The following is a 20,557-nucleotide window of genomic DNA, read 5'->3' on the forward strand; positions in this document are numbered from 1 at the left end:
AAAAGGAGCGGTTAGTAACCGCTCCTTTTTTTATACCTTCACAAATTTTGCTGCTACCCAGTGGTTACTGGTTTTGTGGCTTATATAATTCAGGCCATTTTTATGAGCCGATTCTTTGATGATATCCAAATCAGTATGCTCATAAAACCCGCTGAAATATATTTCGCCCCCCGGTTTAAGCACTTCACTATAGCGCTCCATTTGGTCGGTGAGTATGTTCCGGTTAATATTGGCTAATATAATATCGAACTCTTCTTCCGGAATATCCTCTTTAGAGCCACAGATAACGTGTACACCTCTTACGTGGTTTAAGGCTGTGTTTTCAAAAGTGCTTTTATAACACAGCATATCGTAATCAATAGCGGTTAAATTGGCCGCGCCTAATTTAGCTGCCAATATAGCCAGGATGCCTGTACCGCAGCCCATATCCAACACCTTTTTACCTTTAAAATCAGTTTCGAGCATGCTGCTCATCATGAGGCAAGTGGTATCGTGGTGACCGGTACCAAAGGCCATTTTAGGATCGATGATGATCTCGTACGGAAACTCGGGCCTGGCATCATGAAATGTGGCCCGTACGTAAATTTGATCACCAACCTCAATAGGCTTAAAATTACTTTCCCATACCTCGTTCCAGTTCTTATGCGGAATAAGGTTCACCTCGTACGAAAACGTGATCATGTCGTTATACAAGGCCAGCCTATCGTCTACCTGCCCTTTATCAAAATCTTCTGAAGGAATGTAGGCCTTAAAGCCAAAATCCGTTTCCTCAAAGGTATCAAAACCCATGTCGGCCAGTTCATCAATCAGCAAGTCGCTGTGATGATCTTCGGCACTCATAACGGTGAAAAGCAGTTCGTAGTAGTTCATGTGAGTTGTGGGTTTTGAGTTGTATGTTGTGAGTTATGAAAATGTGTACTAACCTCGTTCCGTACAACTCACAACATACAACTTACAACCAATGATTAATTAAACACCTTTACAATATCCAAAAAGTCGCGCGATTTTAGCGATGCACCGCCTATAAGGCCGCCATCAATATCTGCTTGCGCAAACAGTTCGGCTGCATTTCTAGGGTTGCAGCTTCCACCGTACAAAATGGTAGTGTTATCGGCTACTTCCTGGTTGTAATTATTGGCAATTTCTTCACGAAAAAAGGCATGTATTTCCTGCGCTTGCTCTGCCGATGCTGTTTTACCAGTACCTATAGCCCAAACCGGCTCGTAAGCTAAAACTACCTGCGCAAACTGCTCGGTACTTAAATGGAAAACACCTTCCTGCAATTGCGTTTTGATGATGTCGAAGTGTTGCTCTGCTTCGCGCTCCTCTAAGGTTTCGCCAATGCAAAAGATGGGCTTTAAGCCGTTAGCCAGGGCAGTATCAGTTTTTTTGGCTAACAATTGGTTGTCTTCACCAAAGTACTGGCGACGCTCCGAGTGACCTAAAATTACATATTCTGCACCTGTAGATTTCACCATTTTAGCCGAAATTTCGCCGGTGTAAGCGCCTGATTCATTTTGGTGGGCATTTTGTGCGCCTACGGCAATTTTATCGTAACCTTTGGCTAACTGCACCAGGCTGTTCAGGTGTATAAACGGCGAGCATATTACGGCTTGCTGCGAACCGGTAATTTCGTCTTTTACCATGTTGGCAATTTCTGAAAACAGGGCCATCCCCTCGTTGTAATCCAGGTTCATTTTCCAGTTGCCGGCAACTATCTTTTTTCTCATGATGTTAAAATCTTCTGTATGGTTGGGTTAAATTAAATACTTCTTGCAGTAATAGCTTCTCGGTTTCGTCGAAATGCTTGTCGCGGCGGGCATAAACCCTTTCTATGGTTTCAAAAACCTTATCCAGCTTGTATACCTCTAAATGGTGAGCCCCTCCCCACGAAAAATCGGGCACGTAATTGCGGGGGTAGCCGGCACCGAAAACATTAGCGCTCACCCCTACTACCGTGCCGGTATTAAACATGGTGTTGATGCCACATTTGGCATGATCGGCCATAATGAGGCCGCAAAATTGCAAACCTGTAGGCCGAAAGTGCTGGGTGGTATAATCCCACAGTTTTACTTCGGTATAATTATTCTTTAAGTTGGAATTGTTGCTATCGGCTCCAATATTGCACCACTCCCCTAACACCGCGTTACCTAAATACCCTTCATGCCCTTTAGACGAGTACCCCCATAACACAGCGTTGTTGATCTCGCCGCCTACCCGGCAGTAAGGACCAATAGTGGTGGCGCCATAAATTTTGGCACCCATTTTAATTTGCGAGTTATTGCACAAAGCCAGCGCGCCGCGTATGTGAGTACCTTCCCATACTTCGGTATCGGTACCCAGGTAAATGGGGCCGCTTTTAGTATTAAAGGTAGAACACTCTGCAACAGCACCTTCTTCAGCAAAAAAGTTATCGCCTATAATGGTATTGGTTTGACTTATAGCCGCGCTGCTACGCCCTTGCGTAAGCAAGTCGAAATCGCGCTGCAACTCGATACCGTTATTTCTGAAAATATCTTCAGGATGTTTTATATAAATAATATCTTCTATATAATCGTGAACCCGGTCAAATTGCTTCTGAGCACTAAACTCACGCGCGCTTACTTCGTTAAGTTTTACAGCTATTAAACGCCCTTTGTAATGTAAACCTTCACCAGTGGGTAATTTGTCAATAGCTTCAAGCAAGCGTGGGTTGGGGCAAAAGCTTCCGTTTATAAAAAGATTTTCGGCGTTAATTTGCACCGGGAATTTTCCTTGCAAATAAGGCTGTGTATGGTAGGAGAAATCAGCTTGCAGATGCTTTGCCCATTTTTCGGCAATGGTAAGTATACCTATGCGCAGGTTGGCTACCGGACGGGTGTACGTTAAAGGCAGTAATGTTTGATGCGCGTGATCGTCGAAAAAGATGATAGCCATGGGTCAAAAATAAAAAAGTCTCCCGATACATCGGGAGACTTTCAAATATTTGTTTGACTCGATTACTTTTTGTTGTAACGGGTACGGAATTTATCGATACGACCTGCAGTATCTACCAGTTTCATTTTACCGGTGTAGAACGGATGCGAGGTGTGTGAAATCTCTAACTTCACTAATGGATATTCATTGCCGTCTTCCCACTTAACGGTTTCACGGGTATCAATGCAAGATTTAGTAATGAAAGAATATTCGTTAGACATATCTTTAAATACAACTAATCTATAGTTTGATGGATGCAGGTCTTTTTTCATGTTACTGTGTACTTTCCTTTCAAAAGAGGTGCAAATATAGTAAATATTTATATACGTGTAAATAGTTGGTTTAATTATTTTTCCACAGTTTGCAGGAAGTAATTAGCGTTCATACGCTTTAGTTCAAAGTAAATACTGCATTAGTAAACCTATTCATAATTGCGCTAATTATAAAAAAAGCAATTTAAAAAATAAACGACAGCTCAGAGATATAAATGTTGTAAATGAATCCGGCATTGCCTCCGGACGGGCTGATTATTCCAAGTTAAGGCTACTATATTTTATTTTCGATTATTATCAAAGCAGATTTTCCATCTTCTAATCCTCAATAAAACATCAACTACAATAATGGGTTAAAATAGTCATAACTATATATCCAATTACAATTATGGAAATTAAACGCAGCGGTTCGCAGCCGTCGGGCAAAGGCCCGGCAGAGTATTTCACAGGTTCGGTACGCATCGATCCATTAATCAGTCCGCCCGAGCCTTCGCGGGTGGCTATGGCTTTGGTAACATTTGAGCCTGGGGCACGTACCGCATGGCATACCCATCCCTTTGGGCAAACCTTAATTGTTACCGCCGGCTTTGGCTGGGTACAACACGAAGGCGAAGCAAGATCAGAAATAAGGCAGGGCGATGTGGTGTACTTTTTTCCGGGAGAAAAACACTGGCACGGCGCTACCGATACCACGGCTATGAGCCACATTGCTATTCAGGAAAAGCTGGACGGATCGCCGGTAGATTGGATGGAACACGTAACCGATGAGCAATATAACGGCTAATATCGACCGTACAATTTCTTAACTAATTAACTACTCACCAATCAACAACTTACTAATCCTAAAATGGCAGAAACATGACGTACTCTACCAGCTTAGTATACCTTTAGTATAAAACTTTGCTTATCTTTGTGTAGATAATAAAACGGATATGAATCTTCCTATATATTTAGATAACAATGCAACCACACCTATGGATCCACGGGTGCTGGAAGCCATGCTGCCTTACTTTACCCAAAAATTTGGTAATGCGGCCAGCCGCAACCACCATTTTGGATGGGTTGCTGAAGAAGGTGTGGATTATGCACGTGAGCAGGTGGCCAAATTAATTGGTGCCAGCGAAAAAGAAATTATCTTTACTTCGGGTGCTACTGAGTCTGACAACCTGGCTATTAAAGGGGTGTTCGAAATGTATAAAGAGAAAGGTAATCATATTATCACCACCGTTACCGAGCACAAAGCTGTTTTAGACGCCTGCAAACACGTTGAAAAATTAGGTGGCAAGGTTACTTACCTGCCTGTACAACGCGACGGCCTGGTTGACCTGGAAACATTGGAAGCAGCCATGACCAAAGAAACTATTTTAGTTTCGATTATGTATGGTAACAATGAAATTGGCGTAGTACAACCCATCAAACAAATATCAGACATTGCCCATAAATATGGCGCTTTGTTCATGACTGATGCTGTGCAAGCGGTAGGTAAGATATCGGTTGATGTTAATCGTGACGGTATTGACCTGTTAGCTTTATCGGCCCACAAAATGTACGGCCCTAAAGGTGTTGGCGCTTTATACGTTCGCCGTAAAGGACCACGTGTTAAAGTTACTGCACAAATGGACGGTGGCGGTCACGAGCGTGGTATGCGTTCGGGTACTTTAAACGTTCCGGGTATTGTTGGCTTAGGTAAAGCATGCGAGCTTTGCTACAACGAAATGGAAAGTGAAGCAGCACGTTTATCTGTAATGCGCGATAGATTGCAAGCTGAGTTAACCGTATTGGAAGAAAGTTATGTAAACGGTAATGTGGCTCACCGCTTACCGCACGTAGCTAACATCTCTTTCAAATATGTTGAAGGCGAAGGTTTAATGATGGCCATGAAGGATTTGGCGGTATCATCAGGTTCTGCTTGTACTTCTGCTTCGTTAGAGCCATCTTACGTTTTGAAGAGCTTAGGCTTGTCTGACGATCTGGCACACTCTTCTATCCGTTTTGGTTTAGGCCGCTTTACTACCGATGAGGAAGTAGATTACGCTATTGAAGTAACTAAAAAGGCCGTAACACACCTGCGCGAACTTTCTCCACTGTGGGAAATGTTTAAAGAAGGTGTTGACCTTGACTCTATTGAGTGGGCAGAACATTAAAAAATATCGAATTTCGGATGTTCAATTTCGAATTTGAAACTGGCACTCGATTTGAGCGAAACTATATAAATTCACAAACAACAATTTCGAAATTGAACGTTCGAAATTCGAAATAAAAAAAGATTATGGCTTATTCAGATAAAGTAATTGACCATTACACCAACCCGCGCAACGTGGGTACTTTAGATAAAAGCAGCCACAAAGTGGGTACCGGCCTGGTTGGTGCTCCTGAGTGCGGCGATGTTATGCGTTTACAAATTGAGGTAGATGATAATAACGTGATCACCGATGCTAAGTTTAAAACTTTTGGCTGCGGCTCGGCCATTGCTTCTTCATCTTTAGCTACCGAGTGGTTAAAAGGTAAAAGCATTGATGATGCTATGGCTATTGACAATATGGACATTGTGGAAGAACTGGCTTTACCACCGGTAAAAATTCACTGCTCTGTATTGGCCGAAGATGCCATCAAAGCTGCCATTAATGATTACCGTGTAAAAAACGGCATGGCTCCTATTGAGCTTGAAAAATCACACCATTAATAAGAAGAGTACAGAGTCAAGATTATAGAATCCAGATTTAAACTTTGGTTTTCGTCTTGACTCCTGACTCTGTACTCTTGACTCTACCCCACTACTATGGTTACCATAACAGATAAAGCTAAATCGAAAATAGATCACCTGATGCAGGATGCCAGTTTGGATGCCTCGTATTTTTTACGGGTCTCTGTTCAAGGAGGCGGCTGTTCGGGTTTATCTTACAACATGGATTTTGATAACGAGGAGAAAAAGGGCGACCAGTTCTTCGAAGATAAAGGCTTGCGCATTGCGCTGGATATGAAATCATTTTTATATCTGGCCGGTACGGAACTTGACTTTTCGGATGGTTTGAATGGTAAAGGTTTTAACTTTATTAACCCTAATGCCAGCCGCACCTGCGGTTGTGGCGAAAGTTTCTCGGTATAACGATACAGAATTAATAAAAGGGCGCTTATTTTAAGTGCCCTTTTTTAGTTTTGTTAGTTTTTAAGCACCCATAAACAGAGCGAATAGCGTTAAATAAATTTCCTAAACTGTTCAATTTCGCTTTGATATGTTCTTTAAAAAATAAATATCTAACTAATAATATTAGCACAATTATTTTTCGTTAATTTTGAGGTACGATGTATGCGATTGTTGATATTGAGACCACGGGTGGGCATGCCAGCGCTAACGGTATAACCGAGATAGCCATTTGTATTCATAACGGCAACAAAGTTGTTCAGCGTTATGAAACCTTAATTAATCCAGGTAAAGATATACCGGTTTACATACAGGCCTTAACCGGCATTAGTAACGAAATGGTGCAGCAGGCGCCTACCTTTAAGCAGGTGGCGTACGATATTTATCAACTCCTGCATGGTCACGTTTTTGTGGCCCACAACGTTAACTTTGACCATTCTTTTGTGAAATACCACCTGGCCGCTGCCGGGTATAATCTGGAGTGCAACAAGCTTTGTACGGTGCGGTTAAGCCGTAAAATATTGCCTGGCATGGCTTCCTACAGCTTGGGTAAACTTTGCCGGCAGTTAAGTATAGGTAATTCGGCCCGCCACCGTGCGGCCGGTGACGCCGACGCTACCGCCGAACTTTTCACATTACTACTTAATAGCGATAATGAAAATCACATTACCGAGGCGTTAAAACAGCGCTCAAAAGAAAAAGTACTTCCACCCAATTTACACCGTAAGTTTATTGATAAGCTACCTTCTACCCCAGGCGTTTACTACTTCCACGATAACAAGGGTAAGGTAGTCTATGTAGGTAAAGCTGTTAACATACGTAAACGGGTAGACAGCCACTTTAGCGGTAACAATTCCGGTGCGCAACGGCAGGAGTTTATGCGTCATATTCACCAGGTAAGCTACCAGGAATGCGGTACCGAACTTATGGCTTTGCTAACCGAGGCGGTAGAAATAAAACGACTGTGGCCTAAATTTAACCGTTCGCAAAAGAAGCTTGAGTTTAACTTTGGTCTATATACTTACGAAGATCAGCGTGGATATATACGTATTGCGGTAGATAAACGCCGCAAGTACTCCACCCCTGTTCACACTTGCAGTTCGTTGATTGAAGGCAGGAACCTGCTTGCCCGCATGATGGACACCTACAACCTGTGCCCTAAGCTGTGCTTTATCCAAATTAACAACGATACCTGCACCAGCACCAATGCCGATAAATGTGCCTGCACCGGCCACGAACCAGCAGATGACTATAATCAAAAAGTTAACCAGGCCATTGAAGGTTTAAAGCAAGCCCTGCCCACCTTTGCCATCCGCGATGAAGGCCGTAAGGATGATGAACACAGCTGTATACTCATTGAAGAAGGCCGCTTGTATGGAATGGGTTATGTATCGCACTACTTTGAAGCTAATAGCATTTCCCAACTTAAAAACTACCTGACTCCTTACCCCGGCAATGACTATATGCACAACATGATCATAAGCCACGCCGAACGCTACCCTTGGAAAAAGGTGGATTTTGGTGTAATGCGCGAATTGGCTTAGTCTGTTGTCGGTTAAGGTGAATACCGAAGCGGATTACTTGTTTCGAACCAATAGCTTTTTTCCTACTTATAGACTAATAGACTTACGGACTTCCTAACTCCAAACGCGTTAAAGATAGCAGTGGAAAGCCCGGAATGCAGCGTAGCGGAATGAGAACTTGTAACGGATAGCCTGGGCCGAAGGCAACGCCCAAATCATTCATTCATCTTTTGTTAATTACCCCCTTTTAAATAACCACAGCAAATGCGCGTACAAGGTCTTATACAAGCATTACTTATATTTCCTTTTTTAAACTACTACTCATTATTTTAAACTCTTTCTTAAATAACCGCACACAAATTTCTATCCGACGGGTTATTCATAAAAATTTACCGAAAACTTAAATACGTTATGGATAGCATTAATCAACAGCAGCCGGAAGAAAACATGAAAAATCTTTCGGGCGAAGAAGCAAAAGCAAAAGTGAAAGAACTGGTAGACAGTGCTTCGAGCTGCTTTTTCTGTTCAAATATTAAAACCGGAATTCCTTTTTCTACACGTCCTATGGCGGTACAAAAGTATGACGAGGAAGGTAACTTTTGGTTCCTGAGTTCTGACGATAGCCATAAAAATGAAGAAATATCGCACGATCCGTTTGTACATTTATTATTTCAAGGCTCGGCTCATTCTGATTTCTTAAATGTTTACGGTATCGCCGAAATAAGCAAGGATAAAGAAAAGATCAAAGAACTTTGGCAGCCCATCCTTAAAACATGGTTTACCGAAGGTGAAGATGATCCGCGTATTACCGTAATTAAAGTAGAACCAACCGAAGGCTATTACTGGGATAATAAACACGGTAACGCCGTTGCTTTTGTAAAAATGGCAATAGGTGCTGCATTGGGTAAAACACTCGACGATTCTATTGAAGGAAAGCTTGATATTTAATTATCGCTTTTACTAATTGAACAAGAAAGCCCCTGAGTAATTTCAGGGGCTTTCTTGTTGAAATTACTTTTTCAGGTATTTATCAAACCAATCTATATAGCGCTTCATGCGGTCTACCTGGTAAGTAGGCACGCTGATGCCGTGAAACTGGTTGGGGTATATAATAAGTTCGGTTGGTATGTTCTGCGTACGCAGTGCCTGGTACATTTGCTCGCTGCCTGCGCTGGGCACATTAAAATCACGCTGGCCTACCATAAACATGGTTGGCGTTTTAATGCGGTCGGCATGCAAAAAAGGGTATGATAGCTTTAGGTACTTATCTACGTTTTTCCAAGGCAGGCCCAGCTCGTTCTCGTATTGTAAAATATATTGGTCTATACCATACATACCCAATAACGAAGCCGTACCAGCACCACTGGCTGCGGCCTTGAAGCGTGTGGTAGTGGCTATGGTATAATCAGTCAGGATACCGCCGTAACTCCAGCCACCTATACCCAGGCGGTTAGGGTCGGCTATTTTTTGCTTCACCAGTTCGTCAACCGTACCCAAAATATCTAACACTTCCTTGTTACCCCAATCGGCTGATATACCTTTGGTATATTCAATACCGCGGCCTAAACTTCCACGGTAGTTAATACTTACTACGGCATACCCTGCACCGGCCAGCGTTTGCTGTATAAGTGCAAAGCTGTAATCGTCTTGCGAGGTTGGGCCGCCATGTATAAAAGCAATCAGGGGTAAGTTTTTACGCTTGGCACTATCGGGCAAATACAAAACACTTGATACCTTATTGCCGTCCTTGCTTACTGCCTCAAAGCCTTCCACATGAGCCTGTTTAACGGTACTTAACCAATTCTTTTGATGAAACGTAATTTGCCTTAATTGGTTATTCTCAAGGGCAAACAGTTCTGGTGGCAATGCCGGGTTACTTACCCGTAGCACCCAACTGTTATCGCCGTAAGTTTCTACATCGCTGATGCTGTATTTACCTTTGCTAACAGTCGTTATTTGTTTGCTCGCTAAGTCGTACTGTGCGAGGTAGGCCAGCCTGTCGTCCATTACCACGAAATTGATCTTTTGGCTGTCTTTACTCCACACAGCATTGCTGGCGGGCCGGTCAAGTTGCTGGGTGAGCAATGCATTGTTTTTACCGTCGGCATCCATCAGGCACAAAACACTATGGTCGTACATAATGTAATTGGCGTTGCTGGTGCTGCGCAGGTAGCTAATATACTTACCGTCGGGGCTCCAGTGTGGCTGGCGTTCGGTACCTGTCCAGGTGGTTAACTGCCTCATGGCAGCGCCGGATTTGGCATCTATCACATAAATATCGTCGTTAGCATTGTAATCGGGGTCGGCTGTGCGGTTAGTTACAAATACAATTTGTTTACCATCTGGGCTCCACTCGGGCGCCTCCTCATCTTTATTGCCACGGGTAAGGGTATCCAGCTTTTGCTTTTCAACATCATACAGGTATAAATGCGTGTGCAGGTTGTTGTTTAGATAGCCTTGCCCATCTTGTTTGAAATGATAGCGATCTATACGGATGGGGTCTGGTGTTTTGGGTGGTTCTTTGCCTTTGTTTTCAGGATCTTCTATGGCCAAAACTAATTTCTTTCCATTGGGGCTCCACGCAAATGTGCCTAAACTGCCTTTAATGTTAGTTAACTTTTTGCCCTCCCCACCCCTGCGGTCCAATAACCAAACTTGGGCGCCGTTCTTTGAATCGCGCGATGACAGGAACGCCAGGTATTTGCCATCAGGGCTCCACCGGGGCGATGATGCGGCCTCGTCGCCATGAGTTAGCTGTACTGCTTCTTTGCCATCCCAGCTTTGCATCCACAAATGTGAAGTGCGCTTATTTTTAGCCGTATCTACATCGCTCATGCTGTAGGCTATCCATTTGCCTTCGGGCGCCACCTGCGGATCGCTAAGTGTTGAGATACGGTAAGCGTCTGCAGGTTTAACGGGCTGCTTAGCCTGGGCCAGCACGTTGCCAGCGAACACACCTGTTGATAAAAGCAGTAGTAAAGTTGTTTTCATTTAAAGAAGATATATTGCTGTTATTCGCTGTAATATCCGAAAAATATTTTAACATTTACAGCGTTTAGTCAGCAGTCATGAAACACATTGTAAACAAGCATCCCTTAGCTATACGCTGGTTTCACTGGCTAAACTTTCCGTTGCTGGCCATCATGATCTGGAGCGGCTTGCTCATTTACTGGGCTTACGATCCTTATGCCATCAAACTGTTCGGTCATACCGTTTTTAAGTTCTTCCCCGAATGGTTTTATCAAAAATATCACATTAAACGCCGGTTAGCCGAAGGTATGGCATTTCACTTTGTGTTTATGTGGCTGTTTGCCGTTAACGGATTGCTGTACGTTTTGTACACGTTGTTCTCGGGCGAATGGCGCTACCTGCTCCCTAAAAAAAGTTCCTGGCGCGAAGCCTGGCTGGTTTTGCTGCACGATTTGCACCTGCGCAAAACCGCACCTCCTCAAAATAAGTACAATGCCGCCCAGCGTATTGCCTACTCGGCTGTAATTGTAATGGGTTTAGGTTCGCTGCTTACAGGATTGGCAATTTATAAACCTGTGCAGTTGTACTGGCTGGTGTTTGTTTGCGGCGGCTATAAAACTGCCCGGGTAATTCATTTTGCGCTTACCATTGGGTATTGCCTGTTTTTTGTGATCCATATTATTCAAGTAATACTGGCCGGTTGGCAGAATTTCATCAGCATGATTAGGGGATTTGAGGTAGCGGATACCGACACCGCCAAAATAATTGTAAAAAGGACCGACGATGAACGAACTACCTGAAGATAAAGCTGCCCGGCAGCCAAAAGACGTAGAGCCGTACGACCGTAAAAAAGTAAACCGCCGTACGTTCATCTCATCGCTCACTTTTTTGGCCGGGGGTACACTGGCTTATTTTGGCTGGAACAAACTTTACCTGTCGCCCAAAGAAACAACTGCCGATGCCACCGCCGGTGCACATGCGCCTTTACGCAAAGTGCTGGATGCTAACGGCAATGTATTTGAAAACGCAGTAAGCCCCGATCACCTTGCACGCACATACCCAAAAGCCATGGCAGCCAAACAGCCAAGGGTTAACGGTGATATTGGTATTCAGAAAGAGTTAGAAGATAACTGGCGGCTAAACGTAGTTAAAAGCAATAACGAAACTTTACAAATCACTATTGACGACCTACGTAAACTTCCTAAAACAGAGTTTGCTTTTGAGTTTAAATGTGTGGAAGGCTGGAGCCAGATAAGCCATTGGGGCGGCGTAAAATTCAGCGATTTTGTGAAGCATTACCAACTTAACGAGCAAGCTAAACTTGCTTATGTAGGCATGCATACCCCTGATGAAAAATATTATGTAGGCATTGATACCCCAAGCGCCATGCACCCGCAAACCTTGTTATGTTATGAGGTAAGCGGTCAGCCACTATCTGCCAAACATGGTGCACCTTTAAGGCTGATTATACCAACCAAGTACGGCATCAAAAACCTGAAACGCATAGGCACCATATTTTTCAGCAATGATCGTCCGCGCGATTACTGGGCCGAATTAGGATACGATTATTTTTCGGGGCTTTAAAAGCAGAAAGCCTTTTGCAGCGCAAATGGCTAAGCGATGTTTGCGGACACATGAAAAAATAACTAACAATTTCCTGTTGTTTAATTTTGTTCAATTCGGAACAGCCCGAGTAGTTTACAATTGCTTAAACAAACGTAAAAAAACATCTTTATAATTACGGCCTATAGGGATAGATTCGCTGTTTACCTGGAGCGTATTCTCATTAAAAGAGGTTAAATGACTCATATTAATAGCATACGAACGGTGCACACGTACAAATATGCTGGTATTAAATATATCAATTACCTGCTGCAGCGAGTATTTAATGATATACATTCTATCGGCTGTATGAATACAGGTATAATTACCATCGGCCTTTAGGAAAAGGATATGTTGATAGGAAATTTTGTTGTATTTATAGTTTTGCTTTATAAACACCGCATCATTAAAATGCAATACGCTCTCTTGGTCTCCCACATCCTTTTTTACAGTGGGTTTATCTTTGGGAGATACGGCCGGTTGATTATTGGTAAAATGATATAGCGCCAACTCAATTGCCTTACGCAGATCTTTAATTTGAAATGGTTTGGTGAGGTAGGCAGAAGGCAGGGTTCTTTTAGCACGGTCAAATGTGGCACTATCAGCATAGGCGGTGACGTAGATGAACGGAATGTTCTTTATCTTTTTTAACTCATCGGCGGTTTGAATACCGTCCCAACTGCCTTTAATATTTACGTCGAGTAAAACCAGGTCAACATGATTTTTTTCCAGTAGCTCAACAGCCTCGGGGCCGTTATCGGCAACGCCAACCACATCATAGCCTTCTTCTTGCAGGCTTTCCTGCAGTTGTAAACCTACTATGCCTTCGTCCTCAACTATTAAAATCCCGACCTTGTTATCCATAAACAATCTGGTGAAATTAGGCCAAATTACCCGGATTAACAATAAGGGATTTCTAACGCTAACATGGTGCCACGGTAAGTAGTAATCTGGCTCACCGCCCTGATCTGCTTCATCAATACTTTCATTAGTTTGATCCCGAACGACGCTTTGGGGTTATCCCACAAATCGGGCGGCATACCAATGCCATTATCTTTAATTTCCACCTTTACATTGTCGCCATCTAAAAAGACAATCAGCTGCAAAGATGGTCTTGCGGTCATTTCACGATAGGCATGCTTGAACACATTAGTTACCCATTCGTTTAAGATTAACCCCAAGGGTAACGCAATATCTACGTCCATATCCTTAACCAAAACATCTACCTTGATGTCCATTTCTTCGTGGCGCACTCCGAAACTCTGCGTAATGTTATTTAAAAGGTTGTGGATGTACTCCTTGATGTTTACCATGTTGGCACTATCGTGCTGATAAAGGCTTTGATGAATAATGGACATGGCATCAATTCTTTGCCTACTCACATTCAATACGTTACGGGCATCCACATCAGTTAATCGACTGGACTGCAACGTAAGCAAACTCGACACGATCTGTAGGTTATTCTTAACCCGGTGATGCAACTCCTGCATTAACAATTGCAACTTTTGTGATTGCTCGCTCACATTAGCATTACTTATTACCAGCTCTTTATTGCGGGTACGTATAATATTATACATGACCAGCAATACCAATGTTACAATTACAAATATACCTCCGGCCACATAAGCCCAAACCATTTGACGCCTCCTGATCTGATCTGCTTGGTTTAGCAGGGCAATATCTTTATCTTTTTTAGCCGTTTCATACTTGATCTGCAGTTCGCTTACTTGTTTGGTATTGCCCAGCACTTTTAAAGAGTCTTTTAAACTGCTCGACTGGTTGGCATAATGCAGCGCATTCTTATAATCGCCGGATAACTCGTAGCATTGCGAGATGGCATTGGCCAGCTCCATGACACGGAACGGCTGTTTAATTTCTTTCGAAATGGCCAGCGATCTCTTTAAATACCCCATGCCTTCCTCTTCATGACCGCTAAAATACAGCGCTTCCCCCAGCCAGTTGTAGCCATAAGTTAATGAGCGCTTTTCGTTGAGGCGGGTAGCCAGCGCGACGCCTTTTTTAGCGTAAAAAATAGCTTTAGGATAGTCTTTATTATCTTTATACAACTGCGCAATGTTATCGTAAAAACGAATGCGGATACGCTCCCACTTAGGGCTGCTTTCAGCCAGTTTTAAACCTTCGAGCTGTAATTGCAGGCTACCAGCATCGTTAGAGGCTTTATTATGGAAGAGGTTGTTACTATGCGTAAACATAGCTTTAAGACCTAATAAAGCAATAATGCCGGCCGTATCTTTAATTCGCTTTGCCGCGACCAGTCCCTTGTTGGCCTCCCGGAAAGCCATAGGATAATTAGACCCTTCTTTATGTAAACTTCCAATTAGCCCATAAACAACAGGCAACAGTTCGTCTACCCTCCAACGTTGTATGTTGCTCAGGCAGTTAAGTGCCATAGACATTGCTTTGGGGTGATTGGCTTCCAGATAAACTTTGAAGGTTTCATTGTAGTCAGCATAAGCTAACGCCGTTTTATCGTTCTTTTCGGCGTATAGTGCTTTAAAAGCTGCTATAATTCCGGGTAATGAGTCTATGTTACTTTGAAGGCGTTTACTCTTCGTTTTTAAAGCATCTAAACGTATAGCGTAAGTACTATCGGTTGTGTTTTGTGCATATGCAAAACGGCTCTGCACCAGGCAAGCCACCCATATGGTTAATAAGAAACCGAAGTACCTAAGCTTCATTTAAATTGAAATAATTACCATATTCTTCATCAAACCGCTGCTAAACTTCAGCTAAATACTTATGCACAAAACTGATGGCCATTGAGCCCTCACCTACGGCCGATGCTACCCTGTTCATGGCGCCGGCACGTACATCGCCTGCAGCAAAAATGCCGGGGCAACTGGTTTCCAATAAAAACGGATCGCGCTTTAATTTCCATGATTTGGCGAAATCGTCATAGCCATTCAAATCGCGGCCGGTTTCGATGAAGTTCTTGGCACTTTTGATGATGCCCATTTGTATCCAGTCGGTATAAGGTTTAGCACCAATAAAGATGTAAAGCGCACTGGCTTCTTTAGTAACGGTTTCTTTGGTGTTCACGTTAATTAAGGTAAGCGCTTCTAAACAGTTTTGGCCTTTGGCCTCTATAACTTCAGTAAACGGCAGTACGGTAATATTAGGGGTACTCCCAATTTGCTCAATTAAGTAGGCCGACATGGTAGCCGCCAGATCTCCTTTACGGATGATAATATAAACACTCTTAGCAAATTTGGACAGGTACATAGCCGCCTGCCCTGCCGAGTTGCCGCCGCCTATGATATACACTTCCTTATCTTTACAGGCCGAAGCTTCGGTTACTGCCGCACCATAATAAACACCTGCGCCGGTAAATTTATCAATGCCTTCTACTTCCAGTTTACGGTAGTCTACACCGGTAGTAATTACGATGGAACGGCTGATGACCTTGGTTCCGTTATCTAAGATAATATTTTTGTAACCATCGCGCTCCTGTATGTCGTGCACGCTGTGGGGCGACAAGAACTCGGCTCCCAAGCGCCTGGCCTGGGTAATGGCACGGTGTGTTAGATCGGCACCGCTTAAACCTGCGGGGAAACCCAGGTAATTTTCTATACGTGAACTCGAACCTGCTTGTCCGCCGGGTGCTTTACGCTCAATAAGCAAGGTACGCAGGCCTTCGGAGGCACCATAAACCGAGGCCGCCAACCCTGCCGGACCTGCACCTATAATGACCACATCATAAATTTCGTTCTCGGGCATTGCGCTGCAACCTGTATGTTGGGCAATATCAAGTATAGTTGGCTTGGCCTGATAGGTACCATCTTCGTAGAATACCACGGGAAGCTGGTCTGCACACAAGTTATTAAGTTGAAAAAGGCTTTTGGCTTCTTCATTCTTTTCAATATCTAACCATTGGTAAGGCACAAGGTTACTGCCCAGGTAATCTTTAATAATATGTGATGGTGGCGAAAACTGGTAGCCAATTACTTTAATTCCCTTAAAGGCCGGGATGTAGTGGCTTTGCCAATCGTCCAGCAAATCGTTAAGTACCGGGTACAGTTTTTCCTCGGGCGGGTCCCAGGGTTTCATGAGGTAATAATCCAGGCCAACATCATTAATGGCTTTAATGGCGGCATCGGTATCTGAATAAGCCGTTAGCAGCACACGTTTAGCTTCCGGGTATATTTTGAGGGCTTTCTGTAAAAAGTCTACACCGGGCATTTCGGGCATGCGCTGATCGCTGATGAAGATGGCAACCACATCGCCGGCATTCTTCATTTCCACCAATGTATCCAGCGCCTCGTTGGCCGAATCGGTGCTCATGATCTTATATTCTTTACCGTAGTGCGATCTCAGATCGCGGCTGATGGCACGTAGTACCTGCTGGTCATCATCTATGGCAAATATGATTGGGCGACTCATATATTCTAATCTTAATTCTCGTTTAAAAAGTATTTGTATGGGTGAAAATTACGATACATTATTGATATATCGAACTTTCTCCTGCTATCCGTTTATAGGAATGCAGATAATAAATTCGGTATGGCCCGGCTGGCTGTTCACTTTAATAGATCCCTGATGCTGCTGCTTAATAATACGCTGCACCACCTCTAAACCCATACCTGTACCCTTCCCCATTTCTTTAGTAGTAAAAAACGGATCGAAGATGCGTTGCTGCACATCGGCAGGAATACCGGGACCATTATCGGCTATGGTTATTTCGGCATACTCGCGGTCTTGCCGGGTTTTAATGGTGAGGTTGCCTTTGCCATTCGCTTCCATGGCATCAATGGCGTTATCAATTAAATTTGTCCACACCTGGTTGAGTTCGCCTACCAGCATTTTAACCTGCGGCAGGTTATGGTCATACTCTTCGGTAACAGTAATATTGTGCGCCCGTATTTTATGACCCAGCATGGTGAGGGTATTGTGTATACCACTATCTACCGATGCAAATTGCCTGTCGGCACCGCGGTCCATATGGGTAAAGGTTTTTACGGAGCTAATAAGGTCGGCTATGCGTTGTGAGGCGTCATGAATATCAGACACCATCTTCTCCGACAACAAAGCATCATGTATCCAGCTAAAAACCGGTGCGGCGGCAGATTGGGTCATGCAGCCAAAAATTTCGTCGAGGTTAGCAATGGCAAAACCCTGCTCTACAAAGTTTTCGGCCATTTCATAGCCGTTTTCTATGTCATGATCATCAAACCATTCGGCAAACTCATCTTCCAGTTGGTTGCGTTCGCGTAATGAAAGTTTTTTCAGCCCTTTCTTACTCATAATGTCGGTAATAATACCCTTAACCGCGTCTACCTTAACCACATCTAAATTAACCGCTACCAGGTTGGCAAACATTTGAGGCTGTGCCTGCAAGTGCTGTTTTAAAGACGATGCATTACGAACAATGGAAGCTGCCGGATTATTCAGCTCATGAGCCAAACCCGCCGAAAGCTTACCTAAGGCCATCATTTTTTCGTTTTGCTGCAGCAAGGCGGTCGACTCGCGTACCCGGTTACTCATTACGCTTACCAGGGCCTGCGTTAGCTCAAAATGATTCTTGATCATCTCAAGCGATTTTTCTACAGGCAGGGTCATGACCTGGGTGGTTCCAACCGAATCTCCAAAATCTTGCGATATTTTACCACGCGAATAAGGCAAATAACCGGTAATACGCTTATCGGTCACGGTGGCCAGTTCGCGCCGTACGCCGTTTTGAGTAAAGTATAAGCGCACCTTTCCCGATACGATGATGTGCGTGCCGGTAATAGGCATATTACGCTCAAATAAATACTCACCGTCATTTAATATGTAGTGGCGGCTATTGTCTATCATCCACTGCAACTGCTCATCGGGTACTTCCTTTAAGGGTTCAATGGTTTTAAGCCATTCGGGCGTTATTTGTAGCATAAATTATGATTAGAAGCCCCTCCCAACCCTCCCCGGGAGGGAGGGCTTTAGGAACTGGTTATTTTATTACTTTTTATTTGATTACTGCTTACCGTGATATTTCAGGGTGAGCAGCGTTATATCGTCAAACTGGTTGGCATCACCTATGTAGCTGTTCACGTTCTTTAAAAGCTCGGTGTTAACCTTGGTGGGCTCTTCGTTAATGAGTGCATACTTCAATAACTGCTTGCTCGGCTCTATGGTAAAGCGCACGTTGTCAACATCGTGTGCATCTTCCAAACCATCGGTGTACAGCACAATGCTATCACCCGGGTTAAGCTGAAAAGTAGAAGAAAAGTAAGGAAAATCTTCGGTTAAACAAATGGGCAAACCACCGTCCTTTTTCTTTAGCACTTCCACTTCCTGCGTGGCTTTGCGCAATATTAAGGGCTGTTCATGACCGCAATCTACATACTCTACCAGCCCGGTATCAATATCCAATATACAGGCAAAAACGGTCACAAACATAAACGACGGATTATCGCGCGCCAAGATGTTGTTAATGTGAATGATCTGCTCTTTCAGATCGGCATTGGGGTAGTTATCAAAATGGGTTTTAAAAAGCGTGCGGGTTATAGCCATAAATAAGGCCGCAGGTACGCCCTTGTCAGATACGTCGCCAATGAGAAAGAACAAGCGGTTGGCTGATAGCAGCATGTAATCATACAGATCGCCCCCTACAGATTTTGCCGGTTGCAGTAAACCATGCAACGAAAACTCTTTACGTTCAGGAAAAGGGTTTTCTTTTTTGGGCAGCATGCTTTGCTGTATTTCGTAGGCTATGGCCAAGTCTTTTTGTATGGCTATGAGTTTCTCTCTATCGTGCCTAAAATTGGCATATACCTCTATTTCGCTCAGCGTTTTTTTGATGGTAATGTCCATATCATCAAAATTAATGGGCTTGGTAATAAAATCGAACGCACCGCGGTTCATGGCCGTGCGTATGTTATCCATATCGCTGTAAGCCGAAACCATAATGGTTTTAAGTTCGGTAATGTTATTTTCTTTGAGTTTGGAGAGGAAGGTTAAGCCATCCATTTCGGGCATATTAATATCAGAAAGCACGATCTTAATATCACTGTGCTCGGCCAGCTTCTCTAACGCTTCCTGACCGTGACTGGCAAAAATAAATGCATATTCCTTGCTTCTGATCTGTTTACGAAATTGCTGCATCACCAGCATTTCCATATCCGGTTCATCATCTACACATAATATGGTTATCATACACTTTTTATATTGAGGGTGTTGTAGTTTTAGTTAGTTAGCGGTGGTAGCGGGTATGCTGATAATGAACTCTGTTGATTCGCCGTCTACCGAGTTTACCTCCAGGGTACCTTTATGTATCTTGCTAATGATATCATACGTCATGGATAAACCCAGGCCGGTACCTTCGTTATTAGGCTTGGTGGTAAAAAAAGGTTTAAATATCTTTTCCTTTACAGCGGCCGGTATACCAGTGCCATTGTCTTTAATACTTACCGAAAAGCCGGTTGCTGTTTTCAGGGTATTTACCTCTATTTGCGGACTGTAAGTGCCTGCTGGCAGTTGCTTTCGCTTATCTTCCATGGCATAGCAGGCATTATTCACAATATTTAAAATGGCACGGCCCAAATCGTGTGCATCAACGTTAACTTTTCCTATGGCCTTGTCAAAACTGGTTTTCATAGTCAGGTTAAAATCAGAATTATTGCCACGCACACCCTGGTAGGCAAGCTTTAAAAAATCGTCGACCAGCTGGTTTAAGTTGGTTGGTTCAAAAATTTCGGCGTTGATTTCTTTTGATTGTGCCAGCATATTTACCATAATACGCATGGCACGCTCCCCGTTTTCACAAATCTTATCGAGGTTACGGCTAAGGTTGGTTTCTATGTCGGTGAGTTCGTCTAAATCATCTTCGGTTACTCCATCATTCACCTTCCCCAATATCTCCTTCATATCGTCTACCAAGCTCAGGCTAATTTTCGAGAAATTGATGATAAAGTTAAGCGGGTTCCTGATCTCGTGTAAAATACCGGCAGTTAACTGCCCAATAGATGCCAGCTTTTCCTGCTCCAGCATAATAGCATGCAGCCGCTCTATTTCCATGACCAGCTTATCGGGCTCGAGATCAATGCCGTTTATAACTTGAGGTTTAACATCCATAATAATTGGTTGATTTTTGATGG

Annotated in this window: 19 protein-coding genes; 8 read left to right on the forward strand and 11 right to left on the reverse strand. The window is 43.5% G+C overall.

Annotation, left to right across the window (positions count from 1 at the left end):
• Window positions 1–30: 30 nt before the first annotated feature.
• From prmA to IEV61_RS16610, 4 genes are all read right to left on the reverse strand, one after another.
• The gene (prmA, locus tag IEV61_RS16595) at window positions 31–870 is read right to left on the reverse strand and encodes a 50S ribosomal protein L11 methyltransferase (RefSeq protein ID WP_188418169.1); all 840 of its coding nucleotides are present in this window, start codon (window positions 868–870) and stop codon (window positions 31–33) included.
• Window positions 871–965: 95 nt separating this feature from the next.
• The gene (tpiA, locus tag IEV61_RS16600) at window positions 966–1,730 is read right to left on the reverse strand and encodes a triose-phosphate isomerase (protein WP_188418170.1); all 765 of its coding nucleotides are present in this window, start codon (window positions 1,728–1,730) and stop codon (window positions 966–968) included.
• Between the two features lie 4 nt (window positions 1,731–1,734).
• Window positions 1,735–2,916, reverse strand: a complete 1,182-nt coding sequence (locus IEV61_RS16605) for a GlmU family protein (protein ID WP_188418171.1) — start codon at window positions 2,914–2,916, stop codon at window positions 1,735–1,737.
• A gap of 62 nt (window positions 2,917–2,978) precedes the next feature.
• On the reverse strand, window positions 2,979–3,227 hold the full coding sequence (locus IEV61_RS16610) for a type B 50S ribosomal protein L31 (protein ID WP_188418172.1): 249 nt from the start codon (window positions 3,225–3,227) through the stop codon (window positions 2,979–2,981).
• A 388-nt stretch (window positions 3,228–3,615) separates the two neighbouring features.
• Between IEV61_RS16610 and IEV61_RS16615 the strand changes: the two genes are divergently transcribed.
• From IEV61_RS16615 to IEV61_RS16640, 6 genes are all read left to right on the forward strand, one after another.
• Entirely contained in the window at window positions 3,616–4,011 is a 396-nt protein-coding gene (locus tag IEV61_RS16615) for a (R)-mandelonitrile lyase (protein ID WP_188418173.1), read from the forward strand.
• 148 nt (window positions 4,012–4,159) lie between these two features.
• Window positions 4,160–5,371 carry an IscS subfamily cysteine desulfurase gene (locus IEV61_RS16620; protein WP_188418174.1) on the forward strand — a complete coding sequence of 404 codons (1,212 nt, stop codon included), beginning with the start codon at window positions 4,160–4,162 and terminating at the stop codon, window positions 5,369–5,371.
• 125 nt (window positions 5,372–5,496) lie between these two features.
• Window positions 5,497–5,910 (forward strand): Fe-S cluster assembly scaffold IscU, encoded by a 414-nt coding sequence (gene iscU / locus IEV61_RS16625; RefSeq protein WP_188418175.1) that lies wholly within the window; start codon window positions 5,497–5,499, stop codon window positions 5,908–5,910.
• 96 nt (window positions 5,911–6,006) lie between these two features.
• A complete protein-coding gene (locus tag IEV61_RS16630; protein ID WP_188418176.1) occupies window positions 6,007–6,333 on the forward strand; it encodes a HesB/IscA family protein in 327 nt (108 codons plus the stop codon).
• Window positions 6,334–6,530: 197 nt separating this feature from the next.
• The gene (locus tag IEV61_RS16635; protein ID WP_188418177.1) at window positions 6,531–7,913 is read left to right on the forward strand and encodes an exonuclease domain-containing protein; all 1,383 of its coding nucleotides are present in this window, start codon (window positions 6,531–6,533) and stop codon (window positions 7,911–7,913) included.
• A gap of 390 nt (window positions 7,914–8,303) precedes the next feature.
• A complete protein-coding gene (locus IEV61_RS16640) occupies window positions 8,304–8,840 on the forward strand; it encodes a pyridoxamine 5'-phosphate oxidase family protein (protein ID WP_188418178.1) in 537 nt (178 codons plus the stop codon).
• 63 nt (window positions 8,841–8,903) lie between these two features.
• Here the strand turns inward: IEV61_RS16640 and IEV61_RS16645 are convergent, their stop codons facing one another.
• Window positions 8,904–10,883, reverse strand: coding sequence for an alpha/beta hydrolase family protein (locus IEV61_RS16645; RefSeq protein ID WP_188418179.1), 1,980 nt, complete (start codon window positions 10,881–10,883; stop codon window positions 8,904–8,906).
• A 77-nt stretch (window positions 10,884–10,960) separates the two neighbouring features.
• Between IEV61_RS16645 and IEV61_RS16650 the strand changes: the two genes are divergently transcribed.
• Both IEV61_RS16650 and IEV61_RS16655 read left to right on the forward strand, forming a co-directional pair.
• Complete coding sequence (locus IEV61_RS16650; RefSeq protein ID WP_188418180.1) at window positions 10,961–11,662, forward strand: cytochrome b/b6 domain-containing protein; 702 nt, start codon at window positions 10,961–10,963, stop codon at window positions 11,660–11,662.
• A complete protein-coding gene (locus tag IEV61_RS16655) occupies window positions 11,646–12,446 on the forward strand; it encodes a molybdopterin-dependent oxidoreductase (protein WP_188418181.1) in 801 nt (266 codons plus the stop codon). The genes IEV61_RS16650 and IEV61_RS16655 overlap by 17 nt, the downstream gene beginning before the upstream one ends.
• Window positions 12,447–12,560: 114 nt before the next feature.
• Here the strand turns inward: IEV61_RS16655 and IEV61_RS16660 are convergent, their stop codons facing one another.
• The 6 genes from IEV61_RS16660 to IEV61_RS16685 all read right to left on the reverse strand — a co-directional run bounded on the left by IEV61_RS16660 (window position 12,561) and on the right by IEV61_RS16685 (window position 20,534).
• Window positions 12,561–13,328 carry a response regulator gene (locus IEV61_RS16660; protein WP_188418182.1) on the reverse strand — a complete coding sequence of 256 codons (768 nt, stop codon included), beginning with the start codon at window positions 13,326–13,328 and terminating at the stop codon, window positions 12,561–12,563.
• A gap of 35 nt (window positions 13,329–13,363) precedes the next feature.
• Window positions 13,364–15,163, reverse strand: coding sequence for a sensor histidine kinase (locus IEV61_RS16665; RefSeq protein ID WP_188418183.1), 1,800 nt, complete (start codon window positions 15,161–15,163; stop codon window positions 13,364–13,366).
• Between the two features lie 40 nt (window positions 15,164–15,203).
• A complete protein-coding gene (locus tag IEV61_RS16670; protein WP_188418184.1) occupies window positions 15,204–16,865 on the reverse strand; it encodes a response regulator in 1,662 nt (553 codons plus the stop codon).
• 84 nt (window positions 16,866–16,949) lie between these two features.
• Window positions 16,950–18,353: an ATP-binding protein gene (locus IEV61_RS16675; protein WP_188418185.1), complete on the reverse strand. Its 1,404-nt coding sequence runs from the start codon at window positions 18,351–18,353 to the stop codon at window positions 16,950–16,952.
• An 81-nt stretch (window positions 18,354–18,434) separates the two neighbouring features.
• A complete protein-coding gene (locus tag IEV61_RS16680; protein ID WP_188418186.1) occupies window positions 18,435–19,616 on the reverse strand; it encodes a PP2C family protein-serine/threonine phosphatase in 1,182 nt (393 codons plus the stop codon).
• 33 nt (window positions 19,617–19,649) lie between these two features.
• A complete protein-coding gene (locus IEV61_RS16685) occupies window positions 19,650–20,534 on the reverse strand; it encodes a sensor histidine kinase (protein ID WP_188418187.1) in 885 nt (294 codons plus the stop codon).
• Window positions 20,535–20,557 lie beyond the last annotated feature (23 nt).

The sequence above is a fragment of the Mucilaginibacter galii genome (assembly GCF_014635825.1).
GTDB classification, from domain to species: domain Bacteria; phylum Bacteroidota; class Bacteroidia; order Sphingobacteriales; family Sphingobacteriaceae; genus Mucilaginibacter; species Mucilaginibacter galii.